Consider the following 21,233-nt stretch of genomic DNA (forward strand, 5'->3'; position numbering starts at 1 on the left):
ATCGACGGATGGACGACGCGTACGTGGCAGGTGACCCGGACGGCCTCAGCCCGCTCCAAGCGGAGATCCGCGACGCCGTGGCCCGCGAACTGCACGCCCAGTTCGCGCTGCGGGCGGACCGCCTCGAACTGGCCGACCTGCCGGAGGTGGCCTACCAGGTCACACGCCGGGTGGACGAGGTGCTGAGCGGTCGCCCGGCCGCTACACCCCGGCGTACGAGTGCAGGCCGGTGAAGAAGAAGTTCACGCCGAACAGGTTCATCATCACGGTCAGGAAGCCCACGATGGAGATCCAGGTGGCCACGTTGCGCTTCACGCTCGGCGTGGCCCGGGCGTGCAGGTAGCCCGCGTACACCACCCAGGAGATGAACGCCCAGGTCTCCTTCGGGTCCCAGCCCCAGGCGCGACCCCAGGCCGCCTCGGCCCAGATCGCACCCGCGATCACCGCGAAGGTGAAGATCGGGAACGAGAAGGCGTGCAGCATGAAGGTCAGCCGTTCCAGCCCGGCCGCCTCCGGGAGGCGGCGGGCCAGGGTGTACGGGAAGCTGCGCCGCCCCTGCTCCCAGCCGGACCGCATCAGGTACGCGGCGGCGGGCACCACGCCGAGCAGGAAGATGCCCGAGGCGAAGATGATCGTCGAGACGTGGATGATGAACCACCACGACTGCAGCGCCGGCATCAGCGGCTCGATCGGCACGTAGAGCTTCAGCTCGGCGAACGCCAGCAGCAGCACCATGACCAGCGTCAGGAACAGCCCGAGCCGGCGCAGCCACGGCTGCTTCCAGAGCACCACGAGCCAGGCCGCCATGCCGATCCAGGTGCCGGTCAGCACGAACTCGTACATGTTGCCCCAGGGCATCCGGTCGGCGGCGAGGCCCCGGGTGACCACGGCGCCCAGGTGCAGCGCGGCGGCGAGCACGGTGAGCCAGCCGGCGATCCGGCCGGCCAGCACGGCCCGCGCGCCGGTGCGGTCCGGGCGCTGCGGCGTGGCCGGGACGGCCGGCTCGTCGATCGCGCCACCGGCACCGCCGACGCCCGCGCCCACCAGCTCACGCGCCGGTGCGGCAGCGGGCACCTTCCGCGCGTTGCCCAGCGCGAACTCCACGGCGTGGCTGATCATCGCGATCAGGTACGCCAGGATCGCGAACGCGACCAGCTGGTCGGAGAGTGCGGACATCACTCGTCTCCTTCTCGCGCCCGCCGCGCGTCCGGCGCGTCACCGCTCACCGCGGCGACGAGCTGCGCGAACTCGTCGGCGAACCCAGGGTGCTCGGTGCGCGGCAGCCCACCGGCCTCCACCAAACTACTACCGCTCGTCGGAGATCCACCCTCGGGGGCCGAAACCCGGAACCAGACCCGGCGCCGCCGGGCGAACAGCGAACCCATCAGGCCCAGCAGCAGCGTGCCGCTCGCCACCAGCAGCAGCGTCTGACCGGGCGCGTGCCGGACCGCCAGCGTGACGTACGGCTCGGTGCCGAGGAACTCCAGCGTGCTGCCGTCGTCGAGGGTCCACTTCTCCCCCGGCCGCAGCAGCTTGGTGCCGATCTCCTTGAGCTTGCCGTCGTCGATCTGCCGCCGGTCCAGCGCGTAGACCGAGCCGGGGATGCCGGCGTCCATCCCGAGGTTCCCCCGGTACGCGGTCAGGTTCACCATCGGGTTCCGCTCGGCCGGGTACTGCGACGAGACGTACGGCGCGCTCTCTGGCCCGGTCGGCAGGTAGAGCCCGTCGAAGGCGATCTGCTGGTCCGGGGCGCGGGCGCCGGTCTTCGGGTCGACGTTGGCGTCCGGGAAGATCGCCACGCCCTCCTCGGTCGCGTTCGAGTCACCGGTACGCAGGAACGGCGCGTCGCTGGTCTGGCTGCGGCCGTACTTGTCGGTGTACTTCAGCAGCGGCGCGTAGCCGTTGCCGAGCAGGTAGACGTTCGCCGAACCGAGCCGCAGCGGCGAGTTGACCGAGAAACCGGCGGTCCGCGCCTCGCCGCCCGGCTCGTCCACCGTCACCGTGGCCCAGTAGCGGGACGCCAGCCCGGACGGCAGGTAGTCGGCCTCGAACTTCTCCAGCGTCAGGCAGAACGGAGGCAGGTCGGAGCTGTCCACGCGCGGGCCGAGCGACGCCTCGGCGTACTGCTGGCGGGTGTTGCAGAACGCGTTGTCCGCGCCCGCCACCAGGATGCGGTTGCCGTGCCAGCCGTACCAGGAACCGAGCGCGACCCCGAGCAGGACGGCGACCAGCGACACGTGGAAGAGCAGGTTGCCGGTCTCCTTGAGGTAGCCCTTCTCGGCGGAGACCTCGTTGCCGCGCACGGTGACCCGCCACCGGCGGCGACGCAGCACCGCCGCGATCGCCTCCGGGTCGGCGGCGGCCGGGGCCTCCAGCACCGCGTGCTGCGGCAGCCGGTCGAACCGTCTCGGCGCGGCCGGCGGCCTCATCCGCAGCGCGCGGACGTGATCGCGGGCGCGGGGCAGGATGCAGCCGATCAGCGAGGTGAACAGCAGCAGGTAGATCGCGGAGAACCAGACCGAGCCGAAAACCTCGAACGCGCCGATCTGATCCAGCCGGGGCGCCAGGTCGGGGTGGTCGACGAACCACTGGTTGACGCGTTCCGGGTTGACGCCGCGCTGGGGCAGCACCGAGCCGGGGATGGCCGCGACGGCGAGCAGGAACAGCAGGATCAGCGCGGTACGCATGCTGGTGAGCTGCCGCCACGAGTTGCGCAGCAGCGCCAGCACCGGGTTGACCCGCCGCCGGGGCGCCTGCGCGGGCGGGGTCGACGGCCGGTCGTCGACTGTCGTCATCAGATGCTCACCTCGCCCACGCCGACGGTCGTCTGCAACCAGATCACCACGTTCACCCAGCCGCCGGTGATCAGCGCCAGGCCGATCGCGATCAGCAGCGCACCGCCGATATGGGTGACCCAGCGGCTGTTGCGCCGGACGGCGCGGAAGACCCCGAGCAGGCGCTGGAAGCCCAGCCCGAAGACGACGAACGGTATCCCCAGCCCGAGGCAGTACGCCACGGCGAGCAGCACAGCCCGGTCGGTCCTGCCCTCGGTGGCCGCCATGCCGAGCACCGCGCCGAGCGTCGGGCCGGTGCAGGGCAGCCAGCTGAGCGCGAAGACCGCGCCGAGGACCGGTGCGCCGAGCAGCCCGGCGGCGGGCAGCCAGCGGATACGGAACTCGCGCTGCATGCCGGGGATCACACCGAGGTAGCCGAGGCCGAGCACCACCACCAGCGCGCCGATGACGATCTCCAGCGTGCGCTCGTACCGGAAGAAGAGCTTGCCGACGCCGGAGAAGAGGATCGCGGTGGCGACGAACACGACTGTGAAGCCCGCGATGAACAGCAGCGTGCCGGCGAGCACCCGGCCCTTGACGGCGGCGGCGGTCCGTTGCGGCGCCGCCCGCTCGGCGACGCTCACGCCGCCGCCGGTGTCGCCGCCCGCGCTGGTGGTGCCGGTGTTAAGAAGGGGCCCTTCCTCTACTGGAGGCGTTAAAAGGGGGCCCTTCCTTGCACCCTCCAGGTCGGAGCCGGCCAGGCCCGTCACGTACGACAGGTAGCCGGGCATCAGCGGGAGCACGCACGGGGACAGGAAGCTGACCAGTCCGGCCAGTGCCGCCGCGCCGACCGCGAGCAGCAGCGGGCCGGACTCGGCGAGCTGGCGGAACGTCTCGCCCATCAGCGGGAGCCGTTCGGCGGCGGCGACTCGGCGGCGACCTTCTCGACGATCGGCCGCAGCTCGTCCCGGGTGACGGCCCGGCGGATCACCACGGCGACCCGGCCCTCGCGGTCGAGCACGACGGTGGCCGGGGTGGTGTTCGGCGGGATGTCGAAGTTGAGCGCCTGCCGGCTGGCCGGGTCGAAGATGCTCGGGTACGTGACCCGGCCCTCCTCGAAGGCGATCGCCTTGTCCTTGCTGTCCTGCACGTTGATGCCGAGGAACGTCACGCCGGAGCCCTTCGTGGCCTGGTAGGTGGCCTCCAGGTCGTCCGCCTCGGCGCGGCAGGGGGCGCACCAGGAGCCCCAGAAGTTGACCACGACGACCTGGCCACGATCGCGGGAGATGTCGTAGCTGCCGCCGGTGAGCAGCTCACCGCTCACCTTCGGCGTCTTGGAGCGCTGCTCGGGGGCGCAGGTGACCGTCGAGCCGTCGGCGTCGCACCGGCTCTCCTGGCTGTCGGAGGAGCAGCCGACCAGCGCCGTACCGGCGGTGACGGCGGCGAGCAGGGCGGCGGCGAGCCTCCGGGTGAGCATCAGGCCCCCTTGGCCGTCCGGGCGGTCGGCGAGATCGAGACGAGGTGGGCGGCCGGCTCGGAGTACCCGATACCGGCGATCTTGGCGCCGTCGAAGTGGAACGAGGTGAGGCTGGCCAGGCCGCACTGGCGGCGACGCGGGTCGTGCCAGAGGCGCTTGCGCTCGACGTGCCGGCGCAGCGTCCAGATCGGGAGCTGGTGCGACACGAGGACAGCCTCACGTCCCTCGGCGGCGACCCGGGCGGCGTGCAGCGCGGCGAACATGCGCTCGGCGATGACCCGGTACGCCTCACCCCAGGACGGGGTCACCGGGTCGCGCAGCACCCACCAGTTGCGCGGGTCACGGAACGAGCCGTCACCCGGCGAGACCTTCTTGCCCTCGAACCAGTTCGCGCTCTCGATCAGCCGCTCGTCGACACCGACGGAGAGGCCGAACTGCGCCGCGATCGGCTCGGCGGTCTGCTGGGCACGCTCCAGCGGGCTGGCCACCACGTGCACGACGGTCCGGTCGGCGAGCGCCTGTGCCGCCGCCTTGGCCATCTGCACGCCCAGCTCGGAGAGGCGGAACCCGGGCAGGCGGCCGTAGAGGATGCCGTCCGGGTTGTGCACCTCGCCGTGCCGCAGCACGTGCACCACGGTCTCCGCCATTGGTTACCCTCCGTGTCCTGCTGCTGCCGCCGCCCGCGCCGCCACCGGCAGGGCGGCGGCGATCTGCTCCCACGCGGCGTCGTCGATCGCGGTCGAGACGAACCACGACTCGAACGCGCTCGGCGGCAGGTAGACGCCACCGGCGAGCATCGCGTGGAAGAACGCCTTGAACGCGGGCACCACCTGGGTGCGGGCGCTGTCGTAGTCGCGCACGTCCGCGTCGGTGAAGAAGACCGAGAACATGTTGCCCGCTGTGGAGAGGCGGTGCGGCACGCCCGCCGCGGACAGCGCCTCGGTGGTGAGCTTGCCCAGCGCGGCGGCGGTCTCGTCGAGCCGCCGGTAGAGCGCGTCGTCGGCCAGCCGCAGCGTGGCGAGCCCGGCCGCGCAGGCCAGCGGGTTACCGGAGAGGGTGCCGGCCTGGTAGACCGGGCCGGCCGGGGCGAGCCGGGCCATGATCTCCGCGCGCCCGCCGAACGCCGCGGCGGGCAGGCCACCACCCATGACCTTCCCGTACGTCCACAGGTCCGCGTCCGACGGGTCGAGGCCGTGCCACCCGGCGCGGGACACCCGGAACCCGGTCATCACCTCGTCGACGATGAGCAGCGCCCCGTTGGCGTGGGCGATGCGGGCCAGCTCGGCGTTGAAGCCGTCGCGGGGGGCGATCACGCCCATGTTGCCGGCGGCTGCCTCGGTGATGATCGCGGCGATGTGCTGCCCCTCGGCGGCGAACGCCTCCTCGACCGCGCGCAGGTCGTTGTACGGCAGCACGATGGTGTCGCCGGCCGCCGCGCCGGTCACGCCGGGCGAGTCGGGCAGGCCGAAGGTGGCCACGCCGGAGCCGGCGGCGGCGAGCAGCGCGTCGGAGTGGCCGTGGTAGCAGCCGGAGAACTTAATGATCTTGGCGCGGCCGGTGAAGCCGCGGGCCAGCCGGATCGCCGACATGGTCGCCTCGGTGCCGGAGTTGACCAGGCGTACCTGCTCCACCGGCGTCCGCGCGATGATCTCCTCGGCCAGGTCGACCTCGCCCGGCGTCGGCGTGCCGAAGCTGGTGCCGAGCACCGCCGCCTCGCGCAGCGCCTCCACCACGGCCGGGTGGGCGTGGCCGAGGATGAGCGGGCCCCAGGAGCAGACCAGGTCGACGTAGCGCCGGCCGTCGGCGTCGAAGAGCCACGGACCCTCCCCCCGGACCATGAAGCGCGGGGTGCCGCCGACGGCACGGAACGCGCGTACGGGAGAGTTGACCCCGCCGGGCACGACGGCCTTGGCGCGGTCGAACAGGGCCTCGGAGGCCGGGGCGTCGGCCGGGTAGCGGCCGGATCCGGCGGAATGCGTCTCGGTCACGATGGGGCCATTGTGTCAGCGCCGGAGTGCTGCCTGGCAGGCACCCCGCAACGGGGGTTACCAGGCTCACCTGCCGGAGCGGCGCGACGGGCCGACGGCGATCGGCTCGACAGGCCCGATGGTCGAGATCGCGATAGGCTGACCGGGTGGATCGTGCCGAACTGTCCATCACCGTACACCGGACGGGTGACGAAGCAGTGCTTCGCCTGGCCGGTGAGATCGACATGCTCACGGCCGCCCAGCTCTCGACTGTGGTGAACGAGGTGCTGGCGGATCCGCCCCCGCGCATCGTGCTCGACCTGGCCGGGGTCACGTTCTGCGACTCGCAGGGCCTCGGCACGCTCGTGGTGCTCAGCCGCAAGGCCAGTCACGCCCAGTGCCTGCTGATCCTCACCAACGTGGGCGACTTCCTGATCCGCGTCCTGGACATCACGGGCCTCCGCAGCGCCCTGATGATCCGCAACGAAGCCACCCAGTAACGCACGCCCCGCCTTCGCGATCTTGCACTTGCGGCCCTCGACCTGGGCGATGTGCCCCTTTCGCCGGGGCCGCAAGCGCAAGATCGGCGCGGCCTAGGCGACGGGGAGGTCGCGGCGGCGGAATGTGAGCAGACCCGCTGTGGCCAGGGTGACCGCCAGGGCGGTCAGCACGTAGAGCGGGGTGGGGGCCCAGGTGTCGCGGAGCACCTGCGGGGTGTGCGTGAACGGCGACGCGTCCAGCAGCCACTGGTCCAGCTCCAGCACGGCGCCGAGCTGACCCAGCAGCACGCAGGCCGCCAGCACCACCCAGGCGGCCGACGCGAGCCGGGGCAGCAGGCCGTAGAGCAGCACGGCGAGCCCGGCCAGCACCCACGCCGCCGGCACCTGGGCCAGGCCGGCGGCGAGCATCCGGCCCAGTTGGCGGGGCACGTCACCGGTGCTCAGCCCGTACGTCAGGCCGGTGGCCAGCCCGGTCACCGCGAGCACCACCACCGGGCCGAGAAGCGCGAACGTCACGTGGGAGAACAGCCAGGTCGAGCGCCGGGTCCCGGTGGCGAGCACCGGCTCGGCGTGCCCGGCGGACTCCTCCGCGCGCATCCGCAGCGCGGCCTGGATGCCGTACCCGGCGGCGGCCAGCCCGGCCAGGCTCAGCGTGACCCCCAGGTAGGCGTCGGCCATCCCCGACGCCCCGCCGAGCCGGGCCACGATCTCCTCCATCCGCGGACTCCCCTCGACCGACCGGCCGGCCGCCTCGGCCGCGCCGCCGAGGATCAGCCCGAGCAGGCCGAACCCGACCGACCACCAGAGGATCTGCCCCCGGTGCAGCCGCCAGGCCAGCCCGAACGGACCGGACAGGGCACCACTCGCGGCGGCCGGGCCGAGCCGGGGCGGCAGCACGCCCGCGCCCAGGTCGCGGCGGACCGAGATCGGGTACGCGAGCGCCGCGAGCAGCGCCGTCGCGGCCAGCGGCAGGAGCAGCACCCACCACCGCTCCCCCTCGTACGGGCGGGCCCGGGCGGCCCAGCCCAGCGGGGACAGCCAGCTCGGCCAGTCGTTGCTCGCGGTGTCCCCGGCCAGGCGCAGCCCGAACGCGGCGCCGAGACCGGCGAGCCCGATGCCCCGCGCCCCACCGGCGGTCTCGGTCAACTGTGCCGCCAGCCCGCCGAGCGTGGCGAACACGACGCCGGTCAGCACGGTGACGAGGCCGTACGCCACCGAGCCGCCGACCGGCAGCCCGGTCGCGACCAGCCCGGCGGCGGTGAGCAGGCCGAGCAGCAGATCCGCCGCGTACGTGACGAGCAGCGCGGCGGTCAGCCCGGCGTGCCGCCCGAGCACGTTGCCGCCGAGCAGTTCCCGCCGGCCGGCCTCCTCCTCGGTGCGGGTGTGCCGGATGACGGTGAGCAGGCTGGCCAGCGCGACGATCAGCAGCAGGAATCCGCTGCGCTGGGCGGTCAGCCCGCCGACGCTGTCGCCGTAGGCGGGGCCGAGCAGCGCGACGATGGACGGGTTGCGGGCGGTGCCCTCCAGGTACGCGGCCCGCTCGGCGGCGGTCGGGAACAGCCCGGCGAAGCTGGCCGCGTACGTCATCGGCAGCACCGCGAGGATCAGCACCCACAGCGGCAGCAGGAGGCGGTCCCGGCGCAGGATCAGCCGGACCAGGTGGCGGGTGCCGGTGAGCGTGCTCATGCCCGGTCCGCCGTCTCGGGGCGCGCCGTGTCGGAGGGCGCCGCCGTCTCGTAGTGCCGCAGGAACAGCTCCTCCAGCGTGGGCGGCGTGCTGACCAGGCTGCGTACCCCCAGCTCGGTGAGCCGGCGCAGCGCGGCGTCGAGCGCGGCGGTGTCGACGTCGAAGCGCACCCGCCGCCCGTCCACCCGCAGGTCGTGTACGCCGGGCAGGTCGGCCAGGCCGTCGAGCGGCGCGGCGACCTCGGCGTCGATCGCGGTGCGGTGCAGGTGGCGCAGGTCGCCCAGCGTGCCGGACTCGACGGCCCGGCCGGCCCGAATGATCGTGACCCGGTCGCAGAGCGCCTCCACCTCGGCCAGGATGTGGCTGGACAGCAGCACGGTGCGTCCGTCGTGGACGGCGCGGCGGACCCAGTGCTGGAAGACCTCCTCCATCAGCGGGTCGAGCCCGGAGGTCGGCTCGTCGAGGATGAGCAGCTCGACGTCGGAGGCGAGCGCGGCGACCAGGCCGACCTTCTGCCGGTTGCCCTTGGAGTAGGTGCGGCCCTTCTTGCGCGGGTCCAGCTCGAACGACTCCAGCAGTTCGGCGCGGCGCTTCGGGTCGAGCCCGCCGCGCAGCCGGCCGAGCAGGTCGATGACCTCGCCGCCGCTGAGGTGGGGCCAGAGCGTGACGTCACCGGGCACGTACGCGAGGCGGCGGTGCAGCGACACCGCGTCCCGCCAGGGGTCGCCGCCCAGCAGCCGGACGGCCCCCGCGTCCGCCCGCAGCAGGCCGAGCAGCACCCGGATGGTGGTCGACTTGCCGGATCCGTTCGGGCCCAGGAAGCCGTGCACCTCTCCGGTGCGGACGGTCAGGTCGAGCCCGTCGAGAGCCCGGGTGCGGCCGAACGTCTTCACCAGTCCGGACACATCGATTGCTGTTTCCATACTTCAGAAGTTACGCTCGTTTCACAAACTTGTGAAGACTGTAGGGTCACGGGGTGAGTGTCGAGGAGCCGACCATGAACGTGCCGCCCCAGCACGACGAGGAGGAGGTCCACCTCTTCGTGGAGCGGATGGCGATGGCCTTCGCCGACGTGGGCTTCCCCCGGATGGCCGCCCGGGTCCTGTTCACGGTGATGAGCGCCGACGACCCGCTCACCGCCGGCGAGATCGCCGAACGGCTCGGCGTCAGCGCGGCAGCCGTCAGCGGCGCGGTCCGCTACCTGACCCAGTTCGCCATGCTGGTCCGCGAGCCGGTCAAGGGGTCCCGGAGCGACCGCTACCGGATGCCCGACAACCCGTGGTACGAGGCGACAATCACCAAGACCACGCTCTACAAGAACTTCATCGACATCGCGGCCGGCGGGGTCGACGCGCTGCACGGGCGCAGCACCCCGGCCGGCGAGCGGGTCGCCGAGATGCGCGACTTCTTCCTCTTCGTACAGGAGGAACTGGAATCGCTCGGCGACCGCTGGCGGGCCCGGCGGGCCGCGACCGGGCACGGTGGCCCGGCCGGCGGCTGAACCGTCAGCGGGCGTTGCCCCAGCGTGCCTGCTCCAGCAGTTCCACAGCGCGCTCCCGGGTCGACGGGTCGTCGTCGGCGCGCAGCAGCGCCGTCGCCTCGTCCACCGCGTCGGTCAGGTGCCGCCACTGCAGATCCCGCTCGCGCACCAGGTCCGACTGGGCGGCGAGCTGCCGCGTCTTCACCCACAGGTCGACGAAGACTGTCACCTTCGCGCGCAGCACCCACGGGTCGAACGGTTTGGTCAGGTAGTCGACCGCACCGGCCGCGTAGCCGCGCAGAGCGAGCTGGGCGTCCTTGTCCGCGGCGGTCAGGAAGATGATCGGTACGTGCCGGGTGCGCTCGCGCCGCTTGATGTGGGTGGCGGTCTCGAAGCCGTCCATGTCCGGCATCTGGGCGTCCAGCAGGATCACCGCGAAGTCGTCCACCAGGAGCTGCTTGAGCGCGGCCTCGCCACTCTCCACCGCGACCGACTGCACCGGGAGACCCTGGAGGATCGCCTCCAGCGCCATCAGGTTCTCCCGCCGGTCGTCCACCAGCAGGGCCTTGGCCGTCTGCGTCACGCGTTCTCCTCGTCGCCTCGGCTCCGGCTGATCCAGGACGCCATCAGTTCGATCAGCTCGTCCAGGTCAACCGGCTTGGTGATGTAGTCGCTGCCGCCGGCGCCGAGCGCCGACTCCCGGTCGCCGGGCATCGCCTTGGCGGTCAGGAAGACGATCGGCAGGTCCGCGAACCGGTGGTTGCGGCGGATCTGCGCTGTCGTCTCGTACCCGTCCTGGTCCGGCATCATGGCGTCCATCAGGACGATGTCCACCTCGGGGTGCTCGGCGAGATGGCGCACGCCGTCCGCCCCGTTGTCCGAGTACAACACGGTCATCCCGTGCAGTTCCAACGCGGACGTCAGCGCGAACACGTTCCGTACGTCGTCGTCGATGATCAGCACGGTCACGCCGTCCAGGCGCCGGGTGGCCGGCGTCTCCTGTGGCTGCGGCAGCTCCATCGGCATGAGCAGCGACGACGGCAGGCCCGCGCGGCTCGGCGACGGCGGGGCCGGCGCCACCACCGCGTCCGGCGCCAGCACATCGGGTACGAAGAGAGTGAACGTCGAACCCTGACCGGGCGCGGACGAGACGGTGATCGTGCCGCCGAGCAGGCGGGCCAGATCGCGGCTGATGGACAGGCCGAGCCCGGTGCCGCCGTAACGCCGGCTGGTCGTGCCGTCCGCCTGCTGGAACGCCTCGAAGATCAGCGACAGCTTGTCGTCGGAGATCCCGATGCCGGTGTCGATCACGGTGAACGCGATCACCCGCTGCGCGTTCGTCAGCGCCGGCACGTCGAAGACGGCGTTCTCGGCCGCCGGGCCGATCCGCAGCGTCACCGCGCCGTTGTCGGTGAACTTCACCGCGTTCGACAACAGGTTGCGCAGGATCTGCTGCAACCGCTGGGCGTCGGTGACCAGCGCGGGCGGCAGGTCACGGCTCACCCGTACCTGGAAGTCCAGGCCCTTCTCCTCGGCCTGCGGCGCGAACGCCTGCTCCACGTAGCCGCGGATCTCGGCGAACTGGATCTCGGTGGGCTCCACGTCCATCCGGCCCGCCTCGATCTTGGACAGGTCGAGGATGTCGTCGATCAGCGACAGCAGGTCCGACCCGGCGCCGTGGATGGTCCGGGCGAACTCGATCTGCTTCGCGCTGAGGTTGCGCTCCGGGTTCTCGGCGAGCAGCCGGGCCAGCAGGAGCAGCGAGTTCAGCGGCGTACGCAGCTCGTGGCTCATGTTCGCCAGGAACTCCGACTTGTACGCCGACGCGCGGGTGAGCTGCTGCGCCTTCTCCTCCAGGCCGAGGCGGGCCAGCTCGATCTCCCGGTTCTGCGTCTCGATGTTGGCCTTCTGCTCGGACAGCAGCTTCGCCTTGTCCTCCAGCTCGGCGTTCGTGCGCTGCAACTCGGCCGACTGGTCCTGCATCTCGTGCGCCAGCCGCTGCGACTGCGCCAGCAGCTCCTCCGTACGCCGGTTGGCCTGGATGGTGTTCACCGCGACGCCGATGGTGAGCACCAGCCGCTCCAGGAACGCCAGGTGCAGCTCGGAGAACGTGGCCACGCCGGCGAACTCGATCACGCCGAGCAGCTCGCCCTCGAACTGGACCGGCAGCACCACCAGGTCGGCCGGGGGCGTGTCGGCCAGCCCGGACCGTACGACGAGACGCCCGTCCGGCTGCGCCTTGACCCGGATCGTCCGGCGCGACAGCGCGGCCTGCCCGACCAGCCCCTCACCGGGGCCGAACGTGACGTCGTGGCCGCGCGCCACGTACCCGTAGGAGGCGGTGAGCCGCAGCCGCATGCTGCCCTCGGAGCTGTCCGCCAGGAAGAACGCGCCGAGCTGCGCGTCCACCAGCGGGGTCACCTCCTGCATGATCATCCGGCAGACCTCGCCCAGGTCGCGCTGGCCCTGGAGCAGACCGCCGATCCGGGCCAGGTTCGAGTCCAGCCAGCCCTGCTCGGCGTTCTTCTTCGTCGTCTCCCGGAGGGTGACGATCATCTGGTTGATGTTGTCCTTCAGCTCGGCGACCTCGCCCTGCGCCTTCACGTTGATCCGCTGGGTCAGGTCGCCGCGGGTCACCGACGTGGAGACCTGCGCGATGGCACGCAACTGCGTGGTCAGCGTCGAGGCGAGCTGGTTGACGTTCTCGGTGAGGTCGCGCCACGTACCGGAGACGCCCTTGACCTGGGCCTGACCACCCAGCTTGCCCTCGGTGCCCACCTCGCGCGCGACCCGGGTCACCTCGTCGGCGAACGACGACAGCTGGTCCACCATCGTGTTGACGGTGTTCTTCAGCTCCAGGATCTCGCCCTGCGCGTCCACAGTGATCTTCTGACCCAGGTCACCGTTCGCCACGGCGGTGGTGACCGAGGCGATGTTACGGACCTGGCTGGTCAGGTTCGACGCCATCGAGTTCACGTTGTCGGTCAGGTCCCGCCACGTACCCGAGACGCCCTTGACCTGGGCCTGACCACCCAGCTTGCCCTCGGTGCCCACCTCACGCGCCACCCGCGTCACCTCGTCGGCGAACGACGACAGCTGATCCACCATCGTGTTCACGGTGGACTTCAGCTCCAGGATCTCGCCCCGGGCGTCCACAGTGATCTTCTGCGACAGGTCACCCTTCGCCACCGCCGTCGACACCTGGGCGATGTTGCGCACCTGCGCGGTCAGGTTCGACGCCATCGAGTTCACGTTGTCGGTCAGGTCGCGCCAGGTGCCGGCGACGCCGCGCACCTGGGCCTGGCCGCCGAGCTTACCCTCGGTGCCCACCTCACGGGCCACCCGCGTCACCTCGTCGGCGAACGACGAGAGCTGATCCACCATCGTGTTGACAGTGGACTTCAGCTCCAGGATCTCGCCCCGGGCGTCCACTGTGATCTTCTGCGACAGGTCACCCTTCGCGACGGCGGTGGTGACCGAGGCGATGTTCCGCACCTGGCTGGTCAGGTTCGACGCCATCGAGTTCACGTTGTCGGTCAGGTCCCGCCACGTACCCGAGACGCCCTTGACCTGGGCCTGACCACCCAGCTTGCCCTCGGTGCCCACCTCGCGCGCCACCCGCGTGACCTCGTCGGCGAACGACGACAGCTGGTCCACCATCGTGTTGACGGTGTTCTTCAGCTCCAGGATCTCGCCCTGCGCGTCCACAGTGATCTTCTGACCCAGGTCGCCCTTGGCGACAGCCGTGGAGACCTGGGAGATGTTGCGGACCTGGCTGGTCAGGTTGCCGGCGAGCTGGTTCACGTTCTCGGTGAGGTCACGCCAGGTGCCGGACACGCCGCGCACCTGCGCCTGACCGCCCAGCTTGCCCTCGATGCCCACCTCACGCGCCACCCGCGTGACCTCGTCGGCGAACGACGACAGCTGATCCACCATCGTGTTCACGGTGTCCTTCAGCTCCAGGATCTCGCCCTGGGCGGCCACCGTGATCTTCTGCGACAGGTCACCCTTCGCCACCGCCGTCGACACCTGGGCGATGTTGCGCACCTGCGCGGTCAGGTTCGACGCCATCGAGTTGACGTTGTCGGTCAGGTCCTTCCAGGTGCCGGCCACGCCCGGCACCTCGGCCTGGCCGCCCAGCTTGCCCTCGGTGCCCACCTCACGCGCCACCCGGGTCACCTGCTCGGCGAACAGCCGCAGCGTGTCCGTGAGCGAGTTCATCGTGTCGGCCAGCTCGGCCACCTCGCCGCGCGCCCCGACCGTGATCTTCTGCGACAGGTCGCCCTTCGCCACGGCTGTCGCCATCTGCGAGATCGACCGCACCTGCCCGGTGAGGTTCGACGCCATGGTGTTCACCGAGTCGGTGAGGTCCTTCCAGGTGCCGGCCACCCCGCGTACGTCGGCCTGGCCGCCCAGCTTGCCCTCGGTGCCCACCTCGCGGGCCACCCGGGTCACCTCGTCGGCGAACGACGACAGCTGATCCACCATCGTGTTCACGGTCCGGCCGATGCGCAGGTACTCACCGCGCAGCGGGCGACCGTCGATCTCCAGCGCCATGTGCTGGGACAGGTCGCCGTCGGCCACCGCCACGATCACCCGGGCGATCTCGGTCGTCGGCCGGCCCAGGTCGTCGATGAGCGAGTTGACCGCCCGCTGGCCCTCCGCCCACGAACCGTCCAGGCCCTCGTCGTCCAGGCGCTCGGTGAGCCGGCCGTCACGGCCGACGATCCGGCTGATCCGCCGCAGGTCGAGGTGCTGCCGCTCCTGCAACGACACCACGTCGTTGAAGGCGTCGGCGACCTCACCGGGCAGACCCGCCCGCCGGGGCAGGCGCACCCGCAGGTCGCCGCGCCCCACCCGGCGCAACGCCTCGACCAGTTCGCCGAGGAGCACCTCGTGGTCGGACGCGGACGGGTCAGCGGTCATCGACTGATTCACCGTGGCCATCGTTCCTCGCTCCGCTCGGGCTCGTGCGGTCACACGGGCCATCCCATCATTGTGCCGCGCGATCCGTCGAGGTCACCGCGTGTGATCGCGCGTCACGCGCGGTATCAGCCCGGCCGGCGGGTTCGGCCGGATGCTTGGCACCCGGGGTGGGCGCGGTGGAGGATACGAAGGTGTCAGCGGAGGCAGGGCCTGCTAGCGGCGGCGCGAACGAGCGCGTCCGCCGGGTCCGCCTCCCCGCCGACCGGCGCACCCCGGCGGCCGCCCGCGCGCTGGTGCGCACCATGCTGCTCGAAGCGCGGCTGCCCGAACTGCTGAACGAGGCGCTGCTGCTCACCACCGAGTTGACCACGAACGCCGTCGAACACGCCCGAACCGAACTGGACATCGAGGTCGACACCGACCGCAACGGCCTCACCGTGACCGTCACCGACTTCGCCTCCGGCCCGGTCGACGAGCTGATCGTGGGTGTGCGAAACACCACGTCCGACATCACCGAGGTGGCCACCCGAGGGCGCGGGCTGCTGCTCGTCGACCACTTCGCCAGCCGGTGGGGCACCACGTACCTCCCCACCGGCAAGGGCGTCTGGTTCCGCCTCGACCGGCCCGGCCCCGGCGGTTCCGCCCGGCCGTCGGCCGGCCCACTGCGCGTCGCCGAACGGACCAGCGACGGTACGCCGAGCGCCGCGGCCATGAGCGACTTGATGCAGATCACCCCCGACGCGTACGCCGACGAGCCGCTGTCCGAGTTCGCCACCGGGCTGCTGACCCGGGTCGCCGAGATGGTCGGCGCCGCCGGTGGCACGGTCCGGCTGGACCGGGGCGACGGGCTCGGCACCCAGGTGTTCGCCAGGTACGGCCGGCCGCCGCGCGAGGACAACGAACTGCTGCGCGTGCCGTTGGCCGTGCACCGGCCGTACTCCGGTGAGCTGGAGCTGGACGCGGCACCCTCGGCGTACGCCCGGCCGCTCGCCGTGCTGGCCGCCGAGCGGCTGTCGCTGCACCTGGAGAACGACAGGCTGCGCCGCGCCGACGTACGCCGCTCCACCTGGCTGACGTTCCTGGCCGAGGCCAGTGAACTGCTCGCCCAGTCGCTCGACGTCGAACTGACCATGGCGCTCGTCCCGCAGCTCGTGGTGCCCCGGCTCGGCCAGTGGTGCGCGGTGCACACCACCGACGAGTGGGGCCGGCTGCGGCTCGCCGCGTCGAGCCACGCCGACGAGGCGATGCTGCCGCAGCTGCACCGGACCCTCCAGGAGACCGGCCCGGACTCGATCCAGTCGCGGCTGCGCGAGGCGTCCCGCAACGCCGCCCAGGTGCCGCTCGGCGGGCCGATGGAGGGCTTCGCCGTACCCCTCATCGCCCGTGGCCAGCGGCTCGGCACCCTCGCCGTGGGCCGGCACCAGCGGCACCGGCACGACCCGGACGAGGTCTCGGTGCTGGAGGACGTGGCCCGCCGCGCCGCCCTCGCCATCGAGAACGCCCGCATCCACGCCGAGCGCCGCCGGGTCGCCCAGACGCTCCAGCAGTCGCTGCTGCCGCCGGTGCTCCCGGTGGTCGAGGGCATCGGCTTCGCCGCCGAGTACGTCCCGACCGGCGACGACGCGGAGGTCGGCGGCGACTTCTACGACGTGCTTCCGCTGCCGGACGGCCGCTGGCTCGTGGTGGTCGGCGACGTGTCCGGCAAGGGCGTGCAGGCCGCCGCCGTGACCGGGCTGGTCCGGGACGTGATCCGGGTGCTCGTCGGCGACGGCAAGCCGCTGCCCGAGGTGCTCGGCCGGCTCAACGAGACGCTTGTCGAGCGCGGCGGCGGACGCTACTGCACGCTTGCGCTCGCGTCCGTCGCACCCGGCGACGGCGACCAGCTCGACGTCTCGCTGCACCTGGCCGGTCACGACCGCCCGGTCCTGCTGCACGGCGGTGGCGGCGCGACGTTCGTCGGTGTGGGCGGTACGGCGCTCGGCCTGCTCGACGCCATCACCACACCGACCGCCGAGCTGTCGCTCAAGCCCGGCGACGCGCTGATCTTCTACACCGACGGCGTCACCGAGCGGCGACGCGGACGCGAGCTGTTCGGCACCGAGCGGCTGCGCGAGTCGGCGGCTCCGCTGGCCGGGTACTCGGCCGACGTGGTGGCCGCCCGGCTGCGCGCCACCACCATCGCCTTCTCCGCCGAACCCCCACGCGACGACATAGCCGTCCTGGTCCTCCGAAACGACACCCCCTAACCCCCCGCCCCGGCCCCGGCCCCGGCCCCGGCCCCGGCGATCATGAACTTAGCCGCTCAATTCGCCCGATTCCTCCCCGCCAACTTCATGGTCAACCCGCTCCGGCCCGCCCGCCACGGACGCCTGAGCCGGCCCCTCGTGGCACCCCAGCCGCCCGCCTCGCGCCTCAACCCGCCCATCGGCGGTGATCAAGGAGTTTGTGTCCTCTGGGGGCGCGAAATCTGACGCAAAGTCCTTGATCACCGGGCGAGGCGAGGCGATCACCGGGCGAGGCGGGGCGGGCCAGGGCGGGGCGGGGACGGAGGACGGGGACGCGGGTGGAGCCGAGGCTGAGTGCGGGCCGGGGGTGCCCAGCAGGTGGGGACGCCCGGCAGGCAGGGTGCTCCGGCGGGTGCGCCGGCAGGTGTGGGCGCCCCCCCGGCGGGCGGGGCACCGGCACGGGTGAGGCCGGGCGTCGGCAGGCTGGTGCCCAGGGGCGGGGCTGGTCAGAGGCCGCCGGGTAGGCGGCCGGGGGCCAGTCGGCGGTGCGGGTCCAGGTGGGCCTTGGCGCTGCGCAGTCGCGGCAACGCGGGCAGCTCGCCCCAGAGGTCGACGCCACGGCGTACCGCTGCGGGCGCGGCCACCACCACGCACCGGCCCCGCCGGGCGATCAGCACACTGCGGACCGCGGTGAGGATCGAGGCGACCCGGTCGGGTGGCAGCGCGCCGGACAGGGCGGCGTGCACGGTGCCCGAGCCGGCCGAGCCGCGTACCGGCACCGGGGCGCCGGTGGCGTCGCGCAACGCGTAGACGGCGGCGTGCAGGTCGTTTATCGGCACCTCGATACGCAGCGCCGTGTCGCCTGGCGCGAAGGGGTAGCGCCCCCACCATTCCGGTGCGTGGTGACTGACAATCGTCTCGGGGCCGAGGATCGCGGTGAGGCGCTCGGCCCGTTCGGTCACGTCGGCCGGGCCGCCCTCCAGCAGCACCACCAGGCTGCCCGCCGCCGGGCGGCCGGTCACCGCGGGATGGTCGGGGCGGTTGACCACCGACGGGTGCGTGGCCGGAATCCGTCGCCGGGGCAGCGGCACCGGCACCGGCAGGTCCAGCTCCACGGCGGCCGGGTCGACGCCGGCGGCGAGGACGGCCTGCACCAGGTCGTGCACCTCCAGCGGCGTCCAGACCGGGCGGGACACCCAGAGCCGGCCGGCCGGTACGGCGTGCACCCGCATGGTGGCCGAGACGAGCACGCCGAACCCGCCCTGCGAGCCGCAGAGCAGCCGGGCCACGTCCAGCCCGGGCACCTCGCCCCGGCCGAGGATCGCATCGCCGCCACCACGAACCGGATCGTCGCCGAACACACCACTGGCGGAACCGCCAGCGCCCGCCGGACCGCGTCCGCCCGCCCGGCCACCGCCACGGCCGGGGGCGGCTCGGCGGAGGGCCGCCGTGCCGGACTCGCCGACGCTCACCAGCTCGCCGTCGGCGTCGAGGTAGCGCACGCCGACGAGCTGGGCACACGGGCTGCCGTGCCGGTGCCGCAGCGGGCCGGTCTCGTCGGCGGCGAGCACACCGCCGAGCGTCGCGCCGGGCGAGGGCGCGTCGACCGGCAACCGCTGGTTGGTGCGCGCGAGCGTGGCCTGGACCGCGCGCAGCGGCGTACCGGCGCCGATCTCGGCCACCGCCGCGTCGCGCGACTCGTGCCAGACCCCGGCGAGGCGGCCGGTGTCGAGCATGATGTCCACCTGCGCCGGTGCGGCGCCCCAGTCGATCTTCGTGCCGGCGCCGCGGGGCACCACGGTCAGGTCGTACGCGGCGGCCAGCCGCAACACCTCCGCGGCGGCGTGCGGGCCGCCCGGCACGGCCACCCACCGGGCGGTACGGCCGGCCACCTCGTCGGCCGGGCCGGCGAAGCGGGCGAACGGGTCGCCGCAGATCGCGGCCAGCTTCCGGGTGATGTCGAGGGCTCCGAGTCGGTCGGTGGAACGTGCCGCATCCGCCATGGCGGCTATCGTACACATGTTCGAAAGACCTGGCGGCGAGTCGCGGGATTCGGTCGGCGGGCGACCCCGGCGGCCGCCCGGCGCCCGGTAACGTGGCGCCGTGACCGAAACCCCACCGCCCGTCGCCAAGCGCGTCCCCACCGAGCGCGTCCATCACGGTGACACAGTCCTCGACGAGTACGCCTGGCTCGCCACCAAGGACGACCCGGACACGATCGCGTACCTGGACGCGGAGAACGCGTACACCGAGGCGCGCACCGCCCACCTGGCCGGGCTTCGCGCTGAGCTGTTCGAGGAGACGCGCCGGCGCACCCAGGAGACCGACCTGTCGGTGCCGACCCGCAAGGACGGCCACTGGTACTACACCCGCACGGTCGAGGGTCAGCAGTACGGCGTGCAGTGCCGGCGCGCGGTCCGGCCCGGCGAGACCGCGCCCCCGGTCAGCGCGGACGGCGCCCCGCTCGACGGTGAGGAGGTGCTGCTCGACGGCAACCAGCTCGCCGAGGGGCACGACTTCTTCTCCCTCGGCGCGTTCGACGTCAGCCCGGACGGCCGCTGGCTGGCCTACTCCACCGACTTCTCCGGCGACGAACGCTTCACGCTGCGGATCAAGGATCTGACCACCGGCGAGTCGCTGCCGGACGAGGTGCCGGACACGTTCTACGGCACCGCCTGGTCGAGCGACGCGTCCACGCTGTTCTACGTGACAGTGGACGACGCGTGGCGGCCGAACCGGGTCTGGCGGCACACCGTCGGCACGTCGTCCAGCGAGGACGTGGTGGTGTACCAGGAGGACGACGAGCGGTTCTGGGTCGGCGTCGAGCTGACCCGCTCGGAGCGCTTCGTGGTGATCGACATCCACAGCAAGGTCACCAGCGAGGTCCGGGTGATCCCGGCGGCCAACCCGACCGGTGAGCCCGCCGTCGTCGCGCCACGGCGTCAGGGCATCGAGTACGCGGTGGAGCACCACGGCCACCGCTTCCTGATCCTGCACAACGACGGCGCTGAGGACTTCGCGCTCGCTTACACCTCGGCGGACGCGCCGGGCGAGTGGACGCCGCTGATCCCGCACACGCCCGGCACCCGGCTGGAGGCCGTCGACGCGTTCGAGGACCACCTCGTCGTGTCGCTGCGCGCAAACGGGCTGACCGGCCTGCGGGTGCTGCCGGTGGGCAGCGACGACAGCTGGGACATCGACTTCCCCGAGCCGATCTACAGCGTGGGGCTGGACGCGAACCCGGAGTACCGCACGAACGAGGTGCGGCTGCGTTACACGTCGCTCGTCACCCCCGACTCGGTCTACGACTACGACCTGGTGACCCGCGAGCTGACGTTGCGCCGGCAGAAGCCGGTCCTTCCCGGGCCGGACGGGCGGCCGTACGACCCGGCCGACTACGAGCAGCACCGGGACTGGGCACTCGCCGAGGACGGCACCCGGGTGCCGATCTCGCTGGTCTGCCGCCGGGGCACGCCGCGCGACGGCTCGGCCCCCGCTGTCATCTACGGCTACGGGTCGTACGAGGCGAGCATGGACCCGTGGTTCTCGATCGCCCGGCTGAGCCTGCTCGACCGCGGCGTGATCTTCGCGGTGGCGCACATCCGGGGCGGCGGTGAGCTGGGCCGGCGCTGGTACGACGAGGGCAAGCTGCTGGCCAAGAAGAACACGTTCACCGACTTCGTGGCCTGCGCCCGGCACCTGGTCGAGGCGGGCTGGACGGCGAGCGACCGGCTGGTCGCCCGGGGCGCGTCGGCCGGCGGCCTGCTGATGGGCGCGGTGGCGAACCTCGCGCCGGACGCGTTCGCCGGGATCGTCGCGCAGGTGCCGTTCGTGGACGCGCTCACCTCGATCCTCGACCCGTCGCTGCCGTTGACGGTCACCGAGTGGGAGGAGTGGGGCAACCCGCTCGACGACCCCGAGGTCTACGCGTACATGAAGTCCTACACGCCGTACGAGAACGTGACCGCCGCCGACTACCCGGCTGTCCTGGCGGTGACCAGCCTCAACGACACCCGCGTGCTCTACCACGAGCCGGCCAAGTGGATCGCCCGGCTGCGCGCGCTCGCGCCGTCCGGCGACTACCTGCTCAAGACCGAGATGGGCGCGGGCCACGGCGGCCCGAGCGGCCGGTACGACTCCTGGCGCGAGGAGGCGTTCGTCAACGCCTGGATCCTCGACCGCGTCGGCCGGGCCTGAC

At 72.4% G+C, this 21,233-nt stretch carries 16 protein-coding genes; 5 read left to right on the plus strand and 11 right to left on the minus strand.

The window, feature by feature from the left end:
- The first annotated feature begins 8 nt into the window (after positions 1 to 8).
- On the plus strand, positions 9 to 233 hold the full coding sequence (locus AB0B20_RS05015; RefSeq protein ID WP_357386817.1) for a hypothetical protein: 225 nt from the start codon (positions 9 to 11) through the stop codon (positions 231 to 233).
- Here AB0B20_RS05015 and ccsB read toward each other — a convergent pair.
- The 6 genes from ccsB to hemL are packed head-to-tail and all read right to left on the minus strand — an operon-like array spanning position 202 to position 6,239.
- Complete coding sequence (gene ccsB / locus AB0B20_RS05020; RefSeq protein WP_357386815.1) at positions 202 to 1,176, minus strand: c-type cytochrome biogenesis protein CcsB; 975 nt, start codon at positions 1,174 to 1,176, stop codon at positions 202 to 204. The genes AB0B20_RS05015 and ccsB overlap by 32 nt on opposite strands.
- Positions 1,176 to 2,795, minus strand: a complete 1,620-nt coding sequence (locus AB0B20_RS05025) for a cytochrome c biogenesis protein ResB (RefSeq protein ID WP_357386813.1) — start codon at positions 2,793 to 2,795, stop codon at positions 1,176 to 1,178. Before AB0B20_RS05025 ends, ccsB begins: the two co-directional genes overlap by 1 nt.
- A complete protein-coding gene (locus AB0B20_RS05030) occupies positions 2,795 to 3,676 on the minus strand; it encodes a cytochrome c biogenesis protein CcdA (RefSeq protein WP_357468249.1) in 882 nt (293 codons plus the stop codon). Before AB0B20_RS05030 ends, AB0B20_RS05025 begins: the two co-directional genes overlap by 1 nt.
- Complete coding sequence (locus tag AB0B20_RS05035) at positions 3,676 to 4,251, minus strand: TlpA disulfide reductase family protein (protein ID WP_357386809.1); 576 nt, start codon at positions 4,249 to 4,251, stop codon at positions 3,676 to 3,678. Before AB0B20_RS05035 ends, AB0B20_RS05030 begins: the two co-directional genes overlap by 1 nt.
- Positions 4,251 to 4,898 carry a histidine phosphatase family protein gene (locus AB0B20_RS05040; protein ID WP_357386807.1) on the minus strand — a complete coding sequence of 216 codons (648 nt, stop codon included), beginning with the start codon at positions 4,896 to 4,898 and terminating at the stop codon, positions 4,251 to 4,253. Before AB0B20_RS05040 ends, AB0B20_RS05035 begins: the two co-directional genes overlap by 1 nt.
- Positions 4,899 to 4,901: 3 nt before the next feature.
- Positions 4,902 to 6,239, minus strand: coding sequence for a glutamate-1-semialdehyde 2,1-aminomutase (gene hemL, locus AB0B20_RS05045; RefSeq protein WP_357386805.1), 1,338 nt, complete (start codon positions 6,237 to 6,239; stop codon positions 4,902 to 4,904).
- A 146-nt stretch (positions 6,240 to 6,385) separates the two neighbouring features.
- Between hemL and AB0B20_RS05050 the strand changes: the two genes are divergently transcribed.
- On the plus strand, positions 6,386 to 6,718 hold the full coding sequence (locus tag AB0B20_RS05050; protein ID WP_357386803.1) for an STAS domain-containing protein: 333 nt from the start codon (positions 6,386 to 6,388) through the stop codon (positions 6,716 to 6,718).
- Between the two features lie 93 nt (positions 6,719 to 6,811).
- Here the strand turns inward: AB0B20_RS05050 and AB0B20_RS05055 are convergent, their stop codons facing one another.
- Both AB0B20_RS05055 and AB0B20_RS05060 read right to left on the minus strand, forming a co-directional pair.
- Positions 6,812 to 8,404 (minus strand): ABC transporter permease, encoded by a 1,593-nt coding sequence (locus AB0B20_RS05055; protein WP_357386801.1) that lies wholly within the window; start codon positions 8,402 to 8,404, stop codon positions 6,812 to 6,814.
- On the minus strand, positions 8,401 to 9,327 hold the full coding sequence (locus AB0B20_RS05060) for an ABC transporter ATP-binding protein (protein WP_357468254.1): 927 nt from the start codon (positions 9,325 to 9,327) through the stop codon (positions 8,401 to 8,403). Before AB0B20_RS05060 ends, AB0B20_RS05055 begins: the two co-directional genes overlap by 4 nt.
- Positions 9,328 to 9,380: 53 nt before the next feature.
- Here AB0B20_RS05060 and AB0B20_RS05065 point away from each other — a divergent pair, with 53 nt between their 5' ends.
- Positions 9,381 to 9,905: a MarR family transcriptional regulator gene (locus AB0B20_RS05065; RefSeq protein ID WP_357468257.1), complete on the plus strand. Its 525-nt coding sequence runs from the start codon at positions 9,381 to 9,383 to the stop codon at positions 9,903 to 9,905.
- 4 nt (positions 9,906 to 9,909) lie between these two features.
- On the opposite strand, the gene AB0B20_RS05070 is transcribed toward AB0B20_RS05065, so the two are convergent.
- Both AB0B20_RS05070 and AB0B20_RS05075 read right to left on the minus strand, forming a co-directional pair.
- The gene (locus AB0B20_RS05070; protein ID WP_357386795.1) at positions 9,910 to 10,467 is read right to left on the minus strand and encodes a response regulator; all 558 of its coding nucleotides are present in this window, start codon (positions 10,465 to 10,467) and stop codon (positions 9,910 to 9,912) included.
- Positions 10,464 to 14,831, minus strand: a complete 4,368-nt coding sequence (locus tag AB0B20_RS05075; protein WP_357386793.1) for a HAMP domain-containing protein — start codon at positions 14,829 to 14,831, stop codon at positions 10,464 to 10,466. Before AB0B20_RS05075 ends, AB0B20_RS05070 begins: the two co-directional genes overlap by 4 nt.
- A gap of 170 nt (positions 14,832 to 15,001) precedes the next feature.
- Here AB0B20_RS05075 and AB0B20_RS05080 point away from each other — a divergent pair, with 170 nt between their 5' ends.
- Positions 15,002 to 17,056, plus strand: a complete 2,055-nt coding sequence (locus tag AB0B20_RS05080; protein WP_357386791.1) for a SpoIIE family protein phosphatase — start codon at positions 15,002 to 15,004, stop codon at positions 17,054 to 17,056.
- 485 nt (positions 17,057 to 17,541) lie between these two features.
- Here AB0B20_RS05080 and AB0B20_RS05085 read toward each other — a convergent pair whose 3' ends face one another.
- Positions 17,542 to 19,038, minus strand: a complete 1,497-nt coding sequence (locus AB0B20_RS05085) for an FAD-binding oxidoreductase (RefSeq protein ID WP_357468260.1) — start codon at positions 19,036 to 19,038, stop codon at positions 17,542 to 17,544.
- A 100-nt stretch (positions 19,039 to 19,138) separates the two neighbouring features.
- Between AB0B20_RS05085 and AB0B20_RS05090 the strand changes: the two genes are divergently transcribed.
- Positions 19,139 to 21,232: a S9 family peptidase gene (locus AB0B20_RS05090; RefSeq protein ID WP_357386787.1), complete on the plus strand. Its 2,094-nt coding sequence runs from the start codon at positions 19,139 to 19,141 to the stop codon at positions 21,230 to 21,232.
- Position 21,233 lies beyond the last annotated feature (1 nt).

This window comes from Micromonospora sp. NPDC049151 (assembly GCF_040648395.1).
Taxonomy (GTDB): Bacteria; Actinomycetota; Actinomycetes; order Mycobacteriales; family Micromonosporaceae; genus Micromonospora.

What these genes read in the sequence shown, in the direction of transcription:
- AB0B20_RS05015 (WP_357386817.1), top strand. Translation starts at nt 9, where the DNA reads ATGGACGACGCGTACGTGGCAGGTGACCCGGACGGCCTCAGCCCGCTC.
- ccsB (WP_357386815.1), bottom strand. Translation starts at nt 1,176, where the DNA reads ATGTCCGCACTCTCCGACCAGCTGGTCGCGTTCGCGATCCTGGCGTAC.
- AB0B20_RS05025 (WP_357386813.1), bottom strand. Translation starts at nt 2,795, where the DNA reads ATGACGACAGTCGACGACCGGCCGTCGACCCCGCCCGCGCAGGCGCCC.
- AB0B20_RS05030 (WP_357468249.1), bottom strand. Translation starts at nt 3,676, where the DNA reads ATGGGCGAGACGTTCCGCCAGCTCGCCGAGTCCGGCCCGCTGCTGCTC.
- AB0B20_RS05035 (WP_357386809.1), bottom strand. Translation starts at nt 4,251, where the DNA reads ATGCTCACCCGGAGGCTCGCCGCCGCCCTGCTCGCCGCCGTCACCGCC.
- AB0B20_RS05040 (WP_357386807.1), bottom strand. Translation starts at nt 4,898, where the DNA reads ATGGCGGAGACCGTGGTGCACGTGCTGCGGCACGGCGAGGTGCACAAC.
- AB0B20_RS05055 (WP_357386801.1), bottom strand. Translation starts at nt 8,404, where the DNA reads ATGAGCACGCTCACCGGCACCCGCCACCTGGTCCGGCTGATCCTGCGC.
- AB0B20_RS05060 (WP_357468254.1), bottom strand. Translation starts at nt 9,327, where the DNA reads ATGGAAACAGCAATCGATGTGTCCGGACTGGTGAAGACGTTCGGCCGC.
- AB0B20_RS05075 (WP_357386793.1), bottom strand. Translation starts at nt 14,831, where the DNA reads ATGGCCACGGTGAATCAGTCGATGACCGCTGACCCGTCCGCGTCCGAC.
- AB0B20_RS05085 (WP_357468260.1), bottom strand. Translation starts at nt 19,038, where the DNA reads ATGGCGGATGCGGCACGTTCCACCGACCGACTCGGAGCCCTCGACATC.